A 16,569-nucleotide genomic window follows, 5' to 3' on the forward strand; every position below is an offset into this window, starting at 1 on the left:
TACAAAATAAGCACTAATAGTGCGTTGGGGTAGTGTGCGGTGAGTAAGTGACGAACTTTAGATACAGTTGGAAAAAACTATGAAGTATTAAAAGGATAAAATTTCAGTAGAATATTACATATACAAGAATTTTTTCGAGCACTCTAGAGAGAATCTCTCCACCCTGGTGACATGAAGTTAAATCCGATACCACCAGTTGAAATTACGAAATTATCAGCTGGTAATTTCGTAATTTTGAAAAACTTCTTTTCAAACTCTTCTCTGTTGTACTTGTACATAGTTGAGTGACACGACCATATTTGTGTTGAAGTACTCAACCAGTCCCCTAATTCCTTTAATTTAGGGAACGAATCAAAGTGAATTGGACCATCCAATTTTATGAATCTCACTTGATAGATAGTTGAGTTTAACTTCTCTCCTATTCCTTTAAAACCATGTGATTTTTTCTCATTTGAATGTGTCATAATTCTCCCCCTATCTTTCCTTCAAATTTTTTCCTATTTTAATTATACAGCAATAGAAAGTAATTAAGGAAATATTATGGGATTAGTAGAGGAATGAAAAGGAATAACTTTAGTTTGATAATGAATAGTTCATAACATACTACATAACAAATCTTTAAAAGGACATGGCAACTTTGCCCTGTTTCTTATTGTTTAGCGAGAAATAATAAAATAAATCATCACAGTAATAAATGAAATATGATAAATTTAATCAAGGGAGAGAAATGAAAGTAAAAGGTGTCAGTTATTTAATATGATTCCATTTTGGCTCCGTTTCATTTTAATTTATCATGTTTAAAGAAGCTCAAAATTTTTAAAATGCTTTAAAATAAAGGATTTTAAGGGTAGCACTCTATATAAATGTCACCTAAAAAGACCCTAACAGAAATGTTAGGTTTTTTTTGTTAAATTATGCTATGTGATTCTAAAATTCGTAATAAACTTAGGAATTCATGTATAATATAACTTGTCGAAAGAACAAAATGATAGTGATTTATATTATGTCTGTAATATGAATCAAAAATGAACTTTTTATATTTCTTTTAAAAATGTGTTGAATACACATTATATTTCATATTAATATTTTTATGTAGATTTAAAATGGGAAAGAGAGTGGAAAGTATGGGCCGTAAATGGAACAATATTAAAGAAAAAAAAGCATCAAAAGATGCAAATACAAGCCGTATATACGCGAAATTTGGACGTGAAATTTATGTGGCAGCAAAACAAGGCGAGCCAGATCCAGAATCAAACCAAACGTTAAGAGTTGTATTAGAACGTGCGAAAACATACAACGTGCCAAGAACAATTATTGACCGTGCGATTGAAAAGGCAAAAGGCGGTTCAGAAGAAAACTATGACGAGCTTCGTTATGAAGGCTTTGGACCAAACGGATCTATGGTAATTGTAGATACACTGACAAATAACGTAAACCGTACTGCAGCAGATGTACGAGCTGCATTTAGCAAAAACAGTGGTAACATGGGTGTAAACGGTTCTGTCGCTTACATGTTTGATGCGACAGCTGTTATCGGTCTTGAAGGTAAAACATCAGATGAAGTTCTTGAAATCTTAATGGAAGCAGATGTAGATGCACGTGACATTCTAGAAGAAGAAGATTCTGTTATCGTTTATGCTGAACCTGATCAGTTCCATTCAGTACAATCTGCACTTAAAGGTGCTGGTGTTGAAGAATTTACAGTTGCAGAATTAACAATGCTTGCACAAAGTGATGTAGAACTTCCTGAAGATGCTCAAGTGCAATTTGAAAAAATGGTTGATGCATTAGAAGATTTAGAAGATGTACAGCAAGTTTACCACAACGTAGACTTAGGGGAATAATATAAGATAGAAGACCCTTTCCTTTAACGGATAGGGTCTTTTTTTATGGAGTTAATTAAGGTGGTAAAGTATTAAAGGTATTTTGTAGCTGCTAGGGAATATGGTTATAGGTTTGTATTTTAAATAATCATATTTCTAGGAGGTATTTCTGTGGAGCATAAAACACCAAAGCATATTGTTGCCGTAGCAGGTTATTTAACAAATGAAAAGAATGAGGTGCTTTTAACGAAAGTGCACTGGCGAGCAGATACGTGGGAAATGCCTGGAGGACAGGTAGAAGAAGGGGAAGCGCTCGATCAAGCTGTTTGCAGAGAAATAATGGAGGAAACAGGATTAACTGTGAAGCCTATCGGAGTTACAGGGATTTATTATAATGCTTCTATGCATATTGTAGCTGTTGTTTTTAAAGTAGCATATGTTAGTGGTGAAATAAAAATTCAATCTGAAGAAATACAAGAGGCTAAATTTGTTGCTTTAAACGAAGAGAACATTGATGAGTATATAACGCGTCCTCATATGAAATCAAGGACACTTGATGCGATGAAAGCAATGCATTTCATTCCATACGAAACATGGGAAGTTCAGCCATATAATCTTATAGGAAGGTTGTAAAGTTTTGGTTAGTTATTTGAGGACAGCTCAAATTGCTAACCTTTTCTTTATGTATACTGTTTCAGAAAAAGGTCACAATAATAAAGTGTAGGCTAATAATTAGTGGAGGAAGCAGGACTACCACCTAATTTCCTAGCTTTAGCCAAGTTTTGAGGGAGAATTCTTACTGCACACAAATAGCGAGATAATCCGAAAGCTAGTATTGATTTATAGAACGTTTGTTCTGTATAATGGTGATATATCGTATATAATTAGATTGCTAGATGTTTAAAAGCATAAATGTATAAACTGATATAATAAAAGAATAAAGTGAAATTAAGGAGAGTCCTACTTCCTATAAATAGTGTGATAAATAAATGTATATTCAATATTTCATATGAATAGTAGATAAAAAGGGACTGTGATACAATACATTTTTACACCTTACAATGTTGTAAGGTAGGTGTAAGAGAAATCGATGGGATATTCTTTTATAACAAGGTATTCTTAAATTAAGAGTTATATGCTGTGTGGAAAAGAGGTGTTCGAGATGAAAGAACGAGTATTATCTAGAGTGAACTATCATCAAAAAGTTGCATTAAATCCATTAACTAAATTTCTTTATAAAGCCATTATATTATTATTATTGTTAAGTTTTGCATTATTATTCGTTGGAAATGTAATGATTGAGCGAAGTGATATTAGTAAATTACATGTACCTGCTAATTTAGAGGTGCCAGAATCATTAACACACGCATTTATTGCGACGGAAGATAAAAGATTTTATCATCATAACGGTTTAGACTATATAGCGATTATCAGGGCGTCTATTGAGAATATAAAAGCTGGTGGTGTTGTGCAAGGAGGAAGCACGATTACACAGCAGTTATCTAAAAATGCTTTCTTATCTAATGAACGTACATTTTCCCGTAAGTGGAAAGAAATTTTTTATACGAAAAAGATTGAACGTACATTCACAAAGGATGAGATATTAAAATTGTATGTAAGTAATATTTACTACGGAGAAGGCGCATGGGGGATTGAAAAAGCAGCAAACCTTTACTTCGGTAAAAAAGTGGATCAATTAACACTGGCTGAAAGTGCAATGATGGCTGCTATAGTAAAAGCACCGGCTTATTACTCACCTGCACAAAATTATGATAAAGCAGTTGAGAGACGGAATGTAGTTTTAAGGCTAATGGAGAAAGAAGGGTATATAAATCATGATGAATATGTGCAAGCAGTTAGTGAGAAATTAGTAATTCGCCATGATATAAAAACAGAGCAATCCATGTTAAAAAATGCCCGTGAAAAAGCAGTAAGTTAAAAGAAGTTCCTACATAGGAGCTTCTTTTTTTAATAATTTGTGACAAAAGGCGACACAATATTGTCACAAACGTTGTATTTTTGTAATTTATGTGAGCGTGTTCATTGCGTGACCTATGTAAGTATTGATATTATGTGTATTGTGTACAATGATGTATACAGAATATGAAATTAAAGAGGAATGTATATGAAATCATCAAACAAACTCATGGCTCTTGGTATAGTTTTTTCTATCGCAGTATTGATTGTAATCGGGACGATTGTGTATAGCATCATAAATGACAAGAAAGATAAAGGGAATGAGATGTTTGCTTATTCTACGCAACAATCTTTAGGAAAAGATGATGCTCCAGTTAAGGTAGTTGAATTTGGAGACTTTAAATGTCCAGCTTGTCGTACTTGGGATGTAACAGTATTACCACGATTAAAAGAAGAGTATATTGATAAAGGTAAAGTGCAGTTATATTTTATTAACTTCCCGTTTATCGGAAAAGACTCTGATTTAGGTGCAGCTGCCGGTGAAGCAATTTATAAACAAGATCAAGATTCATTCTGGATTTTCTATGATGAGATTTATCAAAATCAAAAGAAAGATACGGAAGAATGGATTACAGAAGAATTACTTCTTAATATTGTGAAAGAAAAGCTTCCGAAAATTAATGTAGAACAGTTTAAAAAAGATTTACACAGTAAAGAAATGAAAGACAAAGTACGTAAAGATTCAGATCGTGCTCAAAAATTAAAAGTTCAAGGTGCTCCTTCAGTATATATAAATGGGAATCTTGCAAACCCTGATTTCGATAGTATGAAGAAGGCGATTGATAAAGAATTGAAAAAGTGATGAGGTATCTCATCACTTTTTCGACTTTTTTCGATAAATTTCTTGCTTCGATTTTTTTTACATGCTATACTACTTTACATAAGTTATTTCAATATCTTATATTTTTTTCATATTTGCGGGTGTAGTTTAGTGGTAAAACAAGAGCCTTCCAAGCTCTGGTCGAGAGTTCGATTCTCTTCACCCGCTCCAAATTTTATTTAATGTTTTTCTAATAAATTGTGATCAACGCAGTGTTTCGTTTCTAAGATAAACGAAGCATTGCGTTTTTTAATGTTTGAAAATCATAATTGTATGCGAAAATAGAAGTGAAGAATATTATTCCAAAAGTGAATTGATAACCAGTATAGTCGTTACATAAGGGATGGATTCATCGGTGGAGGCGATTGAAAATGGACTTTGAACAATTAAAGCAAGATGTAATTGCGTATAGTAAAACGATTGGTATAGATAAAATAGGTTTTGCCAGTGCTTCACCATTTGAGGAATTAAAGCAGCGCCTAATCCAGCAACAACAATTGAATTATCAGTCTGGATTCGAAGAGCCTGATATAGAGAAGAGAACGAATCCACAGCTATTGCTACCTGGTGCGAGATCAATTATTGCGATTGCTTTAGCATACCCTTCAAAATTAAAAAATGCACCATTAAGTAAACGAGGGGAACGACGTGGGATTTTTTGCCGTGCTTCTTGGGGCCAAGATTATCACCTTGTTCTACGAGATCGTTTGCAAAAGTTAGAGGCATATTTAATCGAAAAGCTGCCGGATATAGAAGTGAAATCAATGGTTGATACAGGGGAGCTAAGTGATCGAGCTGTTTCAGAGCGTGCCGGTATTGGATGGAGTGGTAAGAACTGCGCTATTATTACGCCGGAATTTGGTTCGTATGTATACTTAGGAGAAATGATTACGAATGTTCCATTCCCTCCTGATCGGCCAATAGAAGATCAATGTGGAAGTTGTACGAAATGTATTGATATTTGTCCTACAGGTGCTTTAGTACAAGGCGGGCAGTTGGACTCGAAGAAATGTATTGCATTTTTAACACAGACAAAAGGGTTTCTGCCTGAAGAATATCGCGATAAAATAGGAAACCGTATATATGGATGTGATACGTGTCAGACTGTTTGTCCGAAAAATAAAGGAATGGATTTTCATAACCATCCTGAAATGGAGCCTGACCTTGAGTTAGTTAAACCGTTATTAACACCACTTTTAACAATTAGTAATCGTGATTTTAAAGAGAAGTATGGAATTATGTCTGGTTCATGGAGAGGTAAAAAACCATTGCAACGAAATGCTATTTTAGCACTTGCGCATTTTAAAGAAACAGCAGCAATTCCTGATTTAATCGGTGTTATGAAAGATGATCCAAGACCAGTCCTTCGGGGAACAGCAGCATGGGCACTTGGGAAAATTGGTGGAGATGGAGTAGGAGAAGCGATTGAAAAAGCGATGGAACGTGAGAAAGATGAAGAGGTTCTTCATGAAATGAATCGTGGACTTGAATTGTTAGCACAGAAAAAAGAGTAGATAATATCTCCCTTTTTCATATTGTAATATGGGAGGGAGACGAAATGGTTGTAAAAGCGAATATTGAAAAGCAAGTGCAACAGTTTTTAGCATATATAACAGAGAAACGAACAGATGTAGATGGTATTGCAGTAGATTTGTTACAAATGGTACAGAGAAAGAAACAATTGTTTCAAAAGCGTAGTGCACATATAGTGAAAGCAACTGCAGATATTTCTTTCGTTAGACAATTAAATAGTAATGAGCATCAAGAAATTGATTATCAAATACACTTGAAATATTTAATTAAGCATAAAGAATTATTTTATATCGAAGAGGAACAATTAAAACGACGAGTTTGTTTAAAAAATAGTTGTATAATAGATGATTATGCTCTCGAAGTGTCAGAAGAAATAGGAATAGGTGAAACGTTAGAACGGGAAGTCACGAAAGAAAAATACGGTTCATATCAATATAATCGTTTAGAGGCAGTGAAATATGCAGAGCGTTGGTGGGATGATCGCAATTCTGCATACCGTAATTTTCCGGATAATTGTACAAATTTCATTTCACAATGTCTGCATACTGGAGAAGTACCAATGAATGGACATCCTAACATTCGTAAAGGGTGGTGGCAAAGGGGAAACCAGTGGAGTTGGAGCTGGGCTGTAGCACACTCTTTTTATTGGTATTTGTCAGGTGCTACAACAGGGCTTCGAGCAGAAGCAGTAGAAAGGCCAGAAGACCTTATTCTTGGCGATGTAATTGCGTATGATTTTGAGGATGATGGTAGGTGGAATCATACGACAATTGTAGTAGCAAAAGACGCAGATGGTATGCCGCTTGTAAATGCACATTCAGCGAATAGCCGCAGGCGTTATTGGAACTATGAAGATTCTAGTAAATATACACCACAAATGAAATATAAATTCTTTCATATTATTAATGGGTAGAGATTTTTCGTTCAAGTGGTATAATACGTAGTAGATAAAAAATAGAGGTGAATATCGCGTGGGAGTACATGTTGTTTTATATCAACCAGAAATTCCAGCAAATACAGGAAATATTGCACGTACTTGTGCAGCAACTGGAACAGAATTACATTTGATTAGACCGCTTGGATTTTCAACGGATGACAAAATGTTAAAGCGTGCAGGATTAGATTATTGGCAGCACGTAAAAGTTACGTATTATGATTCAATCGAAGAATTTTATGAGAAAAATAAAGATGGTGAATTCTTTTATTTAACAAAGTATGGCGAGAAAGCTCATACAGCATTTAATTATAGCAAACGTGAGAAGGATTACTATTTCGTATTTGGAAGAGAAACAAATGGATTACCAGCTAATGTAATTGAAGAAAACTTCGATCATTGTTTACGTATTCCAATGACGGATAAAGTACGGTCATTAAATTTATCTAATACAGCAGCAATTTTAATTTATGAAGCGTTCCGTCAACAAAATTATCCAGGATTAGATTTAGAAATCGTGTATTAAAAGTCGCCATTTGGCGGCTTTTTTATTTTTTAAAAAATATGTAATCATACATTTTAAAAAAGGTACATATTCATATAGAATGAGATATATGAATAAAAATAGATAAGACGGGTTGAGATAAATATGAAGGAACAATATAATAATCAAAATACCTTTTTAAGTATGATAGATATGGATTTAGTAAGACAGGGATTGTTACATGCTATTCAAGATTTAGTGTTTATTGTGAAAGTTATTGATGATGAAACTTTTAAATATATTTATGTGAATAAAATAGGAATGAATCACGCCAGGCTAGGGAAAGAATGTTATGGGAAAACTTTTGCAGAAGTATTACCAGAAGATACGGCAAGGTTATTGCAAGGACACTATGCAAAAGTAATGAGAGAAGCGAGAGCAATTACATTTTGTGATGTAATTAGTTTGCCAACTGGTGATATACATTATGAATCTTCACTTAATCCAGTATGCGATGTAAATGGAACATGTCAGTTTATTATTTGTATTACTAGAGATATTACAGCACAGGTTAAGAAAAAAGTGGAAATAGAAGAAAAACAAATGTTATTTAAGTCATTACTAGAATATAATAATGATTCCATTATATCTGTAGATTCTATTGGAAGAATTACATATGCAAATCCAGCGACTTATGAAATTTTTGGGTATCGATATGAAGAGTTAAAGGACCAATTTATTTTTCAGTTTATAAATAAAGAATATGAAAAAACTTTTCAAATTATATTTAAAAATGCTTTACAGGGAAGAGCAAAACAAATTGTTGCAAAGAAATATATTCATAAAGAAGGATATGAACTTTATATTTCCGTGAGGACAATCCCCATTATTGTGAATAGTGAAATCGTCGGGGTGTACATTGTTACGAGGGATGTTACGAGGCAAGTATTAAATGAGATGAAAACAGAATATTCGGCTTACTTTGATCAGTTAACGGGGTTAATGAATAGAATATCATGTACAAATAAGCTAAATGAATTTTTAGCTGAGAATAAAGAATTCGCATTGGTTTTTATAGATTTGGATGAATTTCATCTTATTAATGATACATTTGGTCATAAAGAAGGGGATCAAGTCTTAAAAAAAGTTACTGAATGCTTACGAGACCTAAAAATAGAAGATATGCATTTATTTAGAGAACATGATGATCAATTTGTTATGTTAATAGAAAATATAACGAGAGAATACGTAGAGGAAGTTGCACAAACAATATTAAAGAAAATTAGTGGGCATTTTGTAATAGAAGAAGAGGATGTTTATTTGAGTGCATCAATTGGGATTGTAATGGCCCCAGAAGATGGAATGGATGAAAAAATGCTTTTCCAAAGAGTCGACGCAGCTTTGGAAAAAGCAAAGGAAAAAGGAAAAGGGTATTATCATTTTTATTGTAGTGGATTAGATTGTGAACGTGAACAAAGGTTTATAATAGAAAATCAGTTACATGGTGCTATAGAGAAAAATGAATTTTCCCTCTATTATCAACCTCAAATTAATATTGAAACGGGAAAGATGGCCAGTATGGAAGCCTTAATAAGGTGGGAGAATAAGGAGCTAGGTTTTGTCTCGCCAAATCAATTTATCCCACTTGCTGAAAGAACAGGGTTTATTATTAAACTTGATGAATGGGTAGTACATCAAGTTTGTGAACAGATACGTGAATGGTTAAATAAAGGATATGAGGTTGTACCAATCGCAGTTAATATTTCAGCTAGACATTTTCGTTCTATTACATTAATAGAGATGATTACACGTGCTTTAAATAAGTACAACGTTCCCCCTCATTTATTAGCAATAGAAGTTACAGAAGGGGCTCTTATACATAAAGATGTATCAAAAAGAGTGTTATTGCAGTTAAAAGAACAAAATTTAAAGATTCATTTAGATGACTTTGGAACGGGATATTCATCTTTAAGTTATTTAAAAACATATCCGATTGATACGTTAAAAATTGATCGTTCTTTTATGGAAGGTATATATAAAGATGAAAGAGATACGAATATTACGGCTGCAATTATTCATTTAGCACATACTCTAGGGTTAAATGTAATTGCAGAAGGAGTAGAAAAGGCGGAACAAATACAGTTCTTAAAGGAAAAGAATGTGAAAATCGTACAAGGTTATTTTTATAATCGCCCTTTATCGATATACGATGTGGAAAATATTTATTTTAAATAGTGTATAAAAAACAAGAAAAAAAGTGATGTGCTGAAAAGCACATCACTTTTTTTGTGTACCTGGTTTATCGTTATAACCAGATGTGAAAATAGCTGTAAGAAATGTGAGTGATACACCTAAAATTAATAATAACTTCATACTAATTTCCCCCTTACTTTTTCGGTTTACGAATCCTATTTGTGAATCGAAATGTATGTAAGGTTCCCAGAAGAAAAGAATTTATTTACAATGAATAGCAGCGTGAAAACTTTAATACCTTTATTATACAGAATTTTCTTTGAATTTTGGAGAGAATTTTATCGCGCTATTATATATTTCGTTTTGATTTAAAGAATGTTTAAGGACATCCTAGCATACCTTTTATAATAATCCGATTGAACAAGGAGATGGGGGAGGAGCTATAATGGATATTCTAAAGAAAATTGAACAATATCGGGAAGCAGAGGAACGTTTACAATGGGAAGGTACGTTTGCGGAGTATTTGGAGCTTGTGAAAGAAAGACCATGGGTGGCTCAAACAGCACACTCTCGCATTTACAATATGATAAAAGATGCTGGAATTGAAGAAGTTGATGGTAGAAGAAAATATAACTTCTTTAGTAATCAGCTATTTGGATTAGAGGATGCTTTAGAACGCCTTGTGGAAGAATATTTTCATCCATCTGCAAAACGATTAGATGTTAGGAAACGTATTTTGTTATTAATGGGGCCTGTTAGTGGGGGGAAATCAACATTAGTTACGATGTTGAAACGAGGATTAGAAACATATTCACGAACAGATCGTGGAGCGATTTTTGCAATAAAAGGATGCCCAATGCATGAAGATCCACTTCATTTAATTCCGCAACATTTACGGAATGATTTCTTTGATGAATATGGAGTAAGGATTGAAGGGAATTTATCACCATTAAATGTTATGCGTCTAGAGCAAGAATATGGGTCAAGAATTGAGGATGTAGTTGTAGAGCGTATTTTCTTCTCTGAAGATCGCCGTACAGGAATTGGTACATTTAGTCCTTCTGATCCAAAATCACAAGATATTGCCGATTTAACAGGTAGTCTAGACTTTTCTACAATTGCAGAATACGGTTCGGAATCAGATCCTCGTGCATATCGATTTGATGGAGAATTAAATAAGGCGAACCGCGGCATGATGGAATTCCAAGAGATGTTAAAATGTGATGAGAAATTTTTATGGCATTTACTATCGCTTACACAAGAAGGGAATTTTAAAGCAGGAAGATTTGCGCTTATTTCAGCAGATGAATTAATTGTAGCGCATACAAATGAAACAGAGTATCGTTCCTTCATAGCAAATAAGAAAAATGAAGCATTGCATTCACGAATTATTGTAATGCCGGTTCCATATAATTTACGGGTTAGTGAAGAAGAACATATTTATGAAAAAATGATTCGTGAAAGTGATGTGTCCAATGTTCATATTGCACCGCATACACTTCGCGTTGCAGCAATGTTCACTATTTTAACTCGTTTAAAAGATCCGAAGCGTCCAGATATTGATTTAATTAAAAAGATGCGTTTATATGATGGAGAAACGGTAGAAGGATATAATACGATTGATGTAGAGGAACTGCAACGCGAATATCAAGATGAAGGTATGAAGGGGATTGACCCTCGTTATGTCATTAACCGAATTTCTTCTACAATTATTCGAAAAGAGGTACCATCTATTAATGCACTAGATGTACTGAGATCGTTAAAAGACGGATTGGATCAGCACCCGTCAATTAGTAGTGAGGACCGAGAGCGCTATATGAATTTCATCTCATTAGCGAGAAAAGAATACGATGAAATTGCTAAGAAAGAAGTACAAAAAGCATTTGTTTATTCATACGAAGAATCAGCTAAGACACTTATGGATAATTACTTAGATAACGTCGAAGCATACTGCAATAAATCAAAATTACGTGATCCGTTAACTGGTGAAGAAATGAGCCCAGATGAAAAACTTATGCGTTCGATTGAAGAGCAAATTGGAATTTCAGAAAATGCTAAAAAGGCATTCCGTGAAGAAATTTTAATTCGCATTTCTGCTTATGCACGTAAAGGAAAACGCTTTGATTATAATTCACACGAACGTCTTCGTGAAGCGATTCAGAAAAAACTATTTGCCGATTTAAAAGATATAGTGAAAATTACAACATCAACGAAAACACCAGACGAAAATCAGCTTAAGAAAATCAATGATGTTGTTGCACGCTTAATTGATGAGCATGGCTATAATTCTTCATCTGCGAATGAATTGTTACGATATGTAGGTAGTTTGTTAAATCGATAGTTTGATAACAAAACGCTGTCTCTTATTCTTGGGACGGCGTTTTGTTATCTATTGATATTTGTAAAAAATGTCATAGCTTGTCCGAATATAATAAATTAAGATGCGATTTTATGAATTTCTTGTCAATTATTTTTACAATATGCATATGATAGAGTAACCAACCATTCATACAAAAAAGCCAACACAATACAATATGTTGCAAAACGAAAATGTGTGCAACAATGCATTGTGTTTCTTTCTTATCAACGGCTGAATGTTTCTTTCTATTATGTGAGTGGCAAAATTTTGTTTAGGATGCTCGGAGTATTGTATGAAAAACGCTATATATGTTTATGGGATGATTTTCGATGAACAGTTATTTTTCAAATATTCTAGTTACGCACACTAGAAAACAAAATTATAGATTGCTGTTCATAGGGGAAGACAATTACAGTAAGGAGGGAAAGGAATGAGCGAAGAAAACCAACCAAATTACACGATTTCACAGGAAAACTGGTCCCTCCATCGCAAAGGATATGACGACCAACAACGCCATCAAGAAAAAGTGCAGGAGGCAATCAAAAATAATTTACCAGACCTTGTAACAGAAGAAAGTATAGTTATGTCTAATGGCAAGGATGTTGTGAAAATACCCATTCGTTCTTTAGATGAATATAAGATTAGATACAATTATGATAAAAACAAACACGTTGGGCAAGGAAACGGTGACAGTAAAGTTGGTGATGTTGTTGCAAGAGATGGATCAGGTGGTCAAAAGCAGAAGGGACCAGGAAAAGGGCAAGGGGCAGGAGATGCAGCTGGAGAAGATTATTATGAAGCAGAAGTCTCAATTTTAGAATTGGAGCAAGCGTTTTTCAAAGAGTTAGAGCTGCCTAATTTAAAGAGAAAAGAAATAGATGAAAACCGGATTGAACATATTGAATTTAATGATATTAGAAAAACAGGATTATGGGGAAATATTGATAAGAAACGGACGATGATATCTGCATATAAACGAAATGCAATGCGTGGTAAAGCATCTTTCCATCCAATTCACCAAGAAGATTTAAAGTTCCGTACTTGGAATGAAGTGTTAAAGCCAGATTCAAAAGCTGTTGTATTAGCGATGATGGATACGAGTGGATCGATGGGAATATGGGAGAAGTATATGGCACGTAGCTTCTTTTTCTGGATGACAAGATTTTTACGCACAAAGTATGAAACCGTAGACATTGAGTTTATTGCTCACCATACGGAAGCGAAGGTCGTCACAGAAGAAGAGTTTTTCTCAAAAGGGGAAAGTGGCGGAACGATCTGTTCTTCTGTATACAAAAAAGCACTTGAGTTAATCGATAATAAATATTCACCAGACCGTTATAATATTTATCCATTCCATTTTTCAGACGGTGATAATTTAACTTCGGATAATGCTAGATGCGTAAAGCTTGTGGAAGAGTTGATGAAGAAGTGTAATATGTTTGGGTATGGGGAAGTGAATCAGTACAACCGCCACAGTACGCTTATGTCAGCATATAAAAATATTAAAGACGAGAATTTCAGATATTATATTTTAAAGCAAAAAGCAGATGTATTTCATGCGATGAAGAGCTTTTTTAAAGAAGAATCAGGAGAAAGAATGGCATAACCCCTTGTAAAGGGGTTATTTTTTGTAAACTTTTTATTTTTTTAGTTGACAATGATAATGAAAATCATTATCATTCATTCGAGAAATGATTATATTTTGATTTATATATTTTGGAGGAGATGTAAAGTTGGAAAGAAATAAAAGAAAACATATAAATGCGATGATTATCGCTGCGGCGTTATCGCTTCCATTTGCTACGTATTCAACGCCTGCTTTAGCAGCTGTAGTAATTGAGGCGAACAAAACTGGACATGCTTTAGAAGATGGTACATATGATGCTGTTATTAAAGCGTATAAAGATAAAACGAATGAAGAGTCTATGGCAGCTGTTTATATAAAAGATCCTAAATTAACAATTGAGAATGGGAAGAAAATTGTAACGGCAACGTTAAGTGATAGTGATTTCTTCGAATACTTGAAAACAGAGGATATTGATACTCCTGGTGTATTCCATGATGTAAAAGTCATATCAGAGGATAAAAAGAAAAATGGGACGAAGGTTATTCAATTTGAAGTTGGAGAATTAGGAAAAAGATATAATATGCAAATGCATATTTATATTCCGACGATGGCTTATGACAATAAGTATCAAGTACAGTTTGAAGTAAATGCATTAAATTTAGAGAACAATGTTCCAGAAGAACAAAAGGAAAATAAAGAGGATAAAGTGGATCAACAAGATGAAAGTGCAAATGTAATAGTTGATAAGAAATTACAACAGCATATTAATAAAAATAATTTAGAGAGAAAAAATATAAATGAACCTATAACGAAGGAAGATTTATTACAAATTAAAACATTATCCATATACTCAGGTGAGGGGATAAATGAAATAGCTGGTTTAGAATATATGACAAACTTAGAGAAGTTGACATTAAGAGAGTCTAATGTAACAGACATATCTGTTATCTCGGGATTGAGACATTTGAAATATTTAGATTTATCCTCTAATCCAATTGAAAGCATTCAACCCGTTTCTAAGCTAGAGAATCTTGACATGCTCTTTTTAAGAGATAACAAAATTACAGATCTTACACCGTTAAGTCAAATGAAAAAGATTAAAATATTAGATTTAATTGGTAATAATATAAAGGATCTTACACCATTATTTACAGTGTTATCGTTAGAAGAAGTATACTTAGCAAATAATCAAATTAGTAATCTTTTGGGTATTGAGAAGTTAAAGAATGTGAATCTATTATGGATAGGAAATAATAAAATTAGTGATGTTGAGCCTATTAGTAAAATGAGTAATCTTATTGAACTAGAAATTGCTGATAGTGAAATAAAAGATATATCATCATTATCTAAATTAGTAAAAATACAAGTATTGAATTTAGAAGAGAATTATATCTCTGATATATCGCCACTGAGTAATTTAACAAATTTACATGAGATAAATCTTGGAGCGAATGAAATTTCTGACATAAAGTCTGTTGAGGAATTGGGTAAGCGAACTTCAATAGATATTCAAAGACAAAAAATCTTTTTAGATGAAGCAAGCGTAGATGAAGAAATAAAAATTCCAGTATACAATTTTAAAGGAGAGCCACTTCAAAATATTAAATTGAAAAGTGAGGGGGCTACGCTGAGTAACGGATTTATAAAATGGAATAGTCCTGGAGAAAAAATATATGAATTTAAACTAGATACGAATCCTGCTGAAAGTAAAATAAGATTTAATGGGACGGTTATACAAAGTATAGTTGAAAAACAAACAGAAAGTAAAAATGTAATTCTTGATAAAAATTTACAACAACATATTAATAAAAAGAATTTTGGTAGAGAGAATCTAAATGCCCCTATAACAAAAGAAGATTTATTACAGATTAAAACATTAGAGATATTTAAAGAAAAAGGAAAAGAGATAAAAGATATAACAGGTTTAGAATACATGATGAACTTAGAAAAACTTACTTTAGAAGGAGTAGGTTTGAAGAATATTGAATTTATCTCAAACTTAGAAAAGTTGAACGATGTAAATGTATCTCATAATCAGATTGAAGATATAACACCACTATCTTCATTAAAAAGTTTACATTGGTTAAATCTTGCGGATAATCATATTAAAGATGTAATGGTTATTGGTTCTATGCTAGACTTATTTAGTTTAAAATTAGCCGGAAATGAGATTCGTGATGTAAGGCCGTTAATACAATTAGGTCAATGGTTTTCAATTGATGCCGGAAGACAAAAAATCATTTTAAATGAAGCGAGAGTAAATGAAGAAATTCAAGTTCCGGTATATGACTTAGAAGGAGAAACTATTGAGAATATTAAACTAACAAGTGAGGGTGGAGCGTTTAATAACGGAGTAATGAAATGGAGTACTCCAGGTGAAAAGGTATATAAATTTGATTTAGATTCGGATGAAACTAGTATAAGCTTTAATGGAACAGTTATCCAGAATATAGTTGAAAAAGAAGAAGTGACAGAACCAACAAAAGAAGTTGAAGAAGTAAAAGAGCCGGTAAAAGAAGTTGAAGAAATAAAAGAAGAAGTAAAAGAGCCGGTAAAAGAAGTTGAAGAAATAAAAGAAGAAGTAAAAGAGCCGATAAAAGAAGTTGAAGAAACAAAAGAAGAAGTAAAAGAATCAGCAACTGGATTGGATCAAGAGCCAAAAGGGAATAATCAAGTTGGTCCAGTAAAAGTGGTAGGACAAGAGAGTGCGAAAGAAAAAGATTCAAATAAACGACATGCTAATAAGCAAGAGGAAAATCAGAAGTCTTTAGCAGCAACTGGTGGTCAAGCTAACACACCGACCTTACTTTCTGGATTAGCACTTGTTCTTTCAGCATTAAGTATGTTTGTATTTAGAAAGAGATTATTTAAGAAATAAA

At 33.2% G+C, this 16,569-nt stretch carries 12 protein-coding genes and 1 tRNA gene; 12 read left to right on the forward strand and 1 reads right to left on the reverse strand.

All coding sequences use genetic code 11. The features are described 5' to 3' along the window. Positions 1–143 precede the first annotated feature (143 nt). Complete coding sequence (locus JFU54_RS18890; RefSeq protein WP_201065829.1) at positions 144–464, reverse strand: DUF3884 family protein; 321 nt, start codon at positions 462–464, stop codon at positions 144–146. A gap of 660 nt (positions 465–1,124) precedes the next feature. Here JFU54_RS18890 and JFU54_RS18895 point away from each other — a divergent pair. From JFU54_RS18895 to JFU54_RS18950, 12 genes are all read left to right on the forward strand, one after another. Next, a complete protein-coding gene (locus JFU54_RS18895; RefSeq protein ID WP_002113875.1) occupies positions 1,125–1,844 on the forward strand; it encodes a YebC/PmpR family DNA-binding transcriptional regulator in 720 nt (239 codons plus the stop codon). Between the two features lie 150 nt (positions 1,845–1,994). Then, a complete protein-coding gene (locus JFU54_RS18900; protein ID WP_002010362.1) occupies positions 1,995–2,456 on the forward strand; it encodes an NUDIX hydrolase in 462 nt (153 codons plus the stop codon). A gap of 529 nt (positions 2,457–2,985) precedes the next feature. Continuing rightward, entirely contained in the window at positions 2,986–3,762 is a 777-nt protein-coding gene (locus JFU54_RS18905; RefSeq protein ID WP_002029649.1) for a transglycosylase domain-containing protein, read from the forward strand. Positions 3,763–3,948: 186 nt separating this feature from the next. Then, entirely contained in the window at positions 3,949–4,602 is a 654-nt protein-coding gene (locus tag JFU54_RS18910) for a DsbA family protein (protein ID WP_002091101.1), read from the forward strand. Between the two features lie 115 nt (positions 4,603–4,717). Further along, a tRNA-Gly gene (locus JFU54_RS18915) sits at positions 4,718–4,791 on the forward strand. A 200-nt stretch (positions 4,792–4,991) separates the two neighbouring features. Continuing rightward, positions 4,992–6,134 carry a tRNA epoxyqueuosine(34) reductase QueG gene (gene queG / locus JFU54_RS18920; protein ID WP_201065836.1) on the forward strand — a complete coding sequence of 381 codons (1,143 nt, stop codon included), beginning with the start codon at positions 4,992–4,994 and terminating at the stop codon, positions 6,132–6,134. 44 nt (positions 6,135–6,178) lie between these two features. Then, the gene (locus tag JFU54_RS18925; RefSeq protein ID WP_002029655.1) at positions 6,179–7,066 is read left to right on the forward strand and encodes an amidase domain-containing protein; all 888 of its coding nucleotides are present in this window, start codon (positions 6,179–6,181) and stop codon (positions 7,064–7,066) included. 58 nt (positions 7,067–7,124) lie between these two features. Then, entirely contained in the window at positions 7,125–7,613 is a 489-nt protein-coding gene (gene trmL / locus JFU54_RS18930; RefSeq protein WP_002029656.1) for a tRNA (uridine(34)/cytosine(34)/5-carboxymethylaminomethyluridine(34)-2'-O)-methyltransferase TrmL, read from the forward strand. A gap of 123 nt (positions 7,614–7,736) precedes the next feature. Further along, the gene (locus JFU54_RS18935; protein ID WP_201065838.1) at positions 7,737–9,806 is read left to right on the forward strand and encodes a sensor domain-containing protein; all 2,070 of its coding nucleotides are present in this window, start codon (positions 7,737–7,739) and stop codon (positions 9,804–9,806) included. A gap of 403 nt (positions 9,807–10,209) precedes the next feature. Next, on the forward strand, positions 10,210–12,105 hold the full coding sequence (locus JFU54_RS18940) for a PrkA family serine protein kinase (RefSeq protein ID WP_002029658.1): 1,896 nt from the start codon (positions 10,210–10,212) through the stop codon (positions 12,103–12,105). Between the two features lie 448 nt (positions 12,106–12,553). Beyond that, on the forward strand, positions 12,554–13,729 hold the full coding sequence (gene yhbH / locus JFU54_RS18945) for a sporulation protein YhbH (protein WP_002029660.1): 1,176 nt from the start codon (positions 12,554–12,556) through the stop codon (positions 13,727–13,729). Positions 13,730–13,856: 127 nt separating this feature from the next. Continuing rightward, positions 13,857–16,568, forward strand: a complete 2,712-nt coding sequence (locus tag JFU54_RS18950) for a leucine-rich repeat domain-containing protein (protein WP_201065840.1) — start codon at positions 13,857–13,859, stop codon at positions 16,566–16,568. Position 16,569: the final 1 nt, after the last annotated feature.

It is taken from the genome of Bacillus sp. TH19 (assembly GCF_016651075.1).
Lineage (GTDB): Bacteria > Bacillota > Bacilli > Bacillales > Bacillaceae_G > Bacillus_A > Bacillus_A mycoides.

Coding starts and splice junctions, on each gene's coding strand:
- JFU54_RS18890 (WP_201065829.1), bottom strand. CDS start 464: ATGACACATTCAAATGAGAAAAAATCACATGGTTTTAAAGGAATAGGA.
- JFU54_RS18895 (WP_002113875.1), top strand. CDS start 1,125: ATGGGCCGTAAATGGAACAATATTAAAGAAAAAAAAGCATCAAAAGAT.
- JFU54_RS18905 (WP_002029649.1), top strand. CDS start 2,986: ATGAAAGAACGAGTATTATCTAGAGTGAACTATCATCAAAAAGTTGCA.
- JFU54_RS18910 (WP_002091101.1), top strand. CDS start 3,949: ATGAAATCATCAAACAAACTCATGGCTCTTGGTATAGTTTTTTCTATC.
- queG (WP_201065836.1), top strand. CDS start 4,992: ATGGACTTTGAACAATTAAAGCAAGATGTAATTGCGTATAGTAAAACG.
- JFU54_RS18925 (WP_002029655.1), top strand. CDS start 6,179: ATGGTTGTAAAAGCGAATATTGAAAAGCAAGTGCAACAGTTTTTAGCA.
- JFU54_RS18935 (WP_201065838.1), top strand. CDS start 7,737: ATGAAGGAACAATATAATAATCAAAATACCTTTTTAAGTATGATAGAT.
- JFU54_RS18940 (WP_002029658.1), top strand. CDS start 10,210: ATGGATATTCTAAAGAAAATTGAACAATATCGGGAAGCAGAGGAACGT.
- yhbH (WP_002029660.1), top strand. CDS start 12,554: ATGAGCGAAGAAAACCAACCAAATTACACGATTTCACAGGAAAACTGG.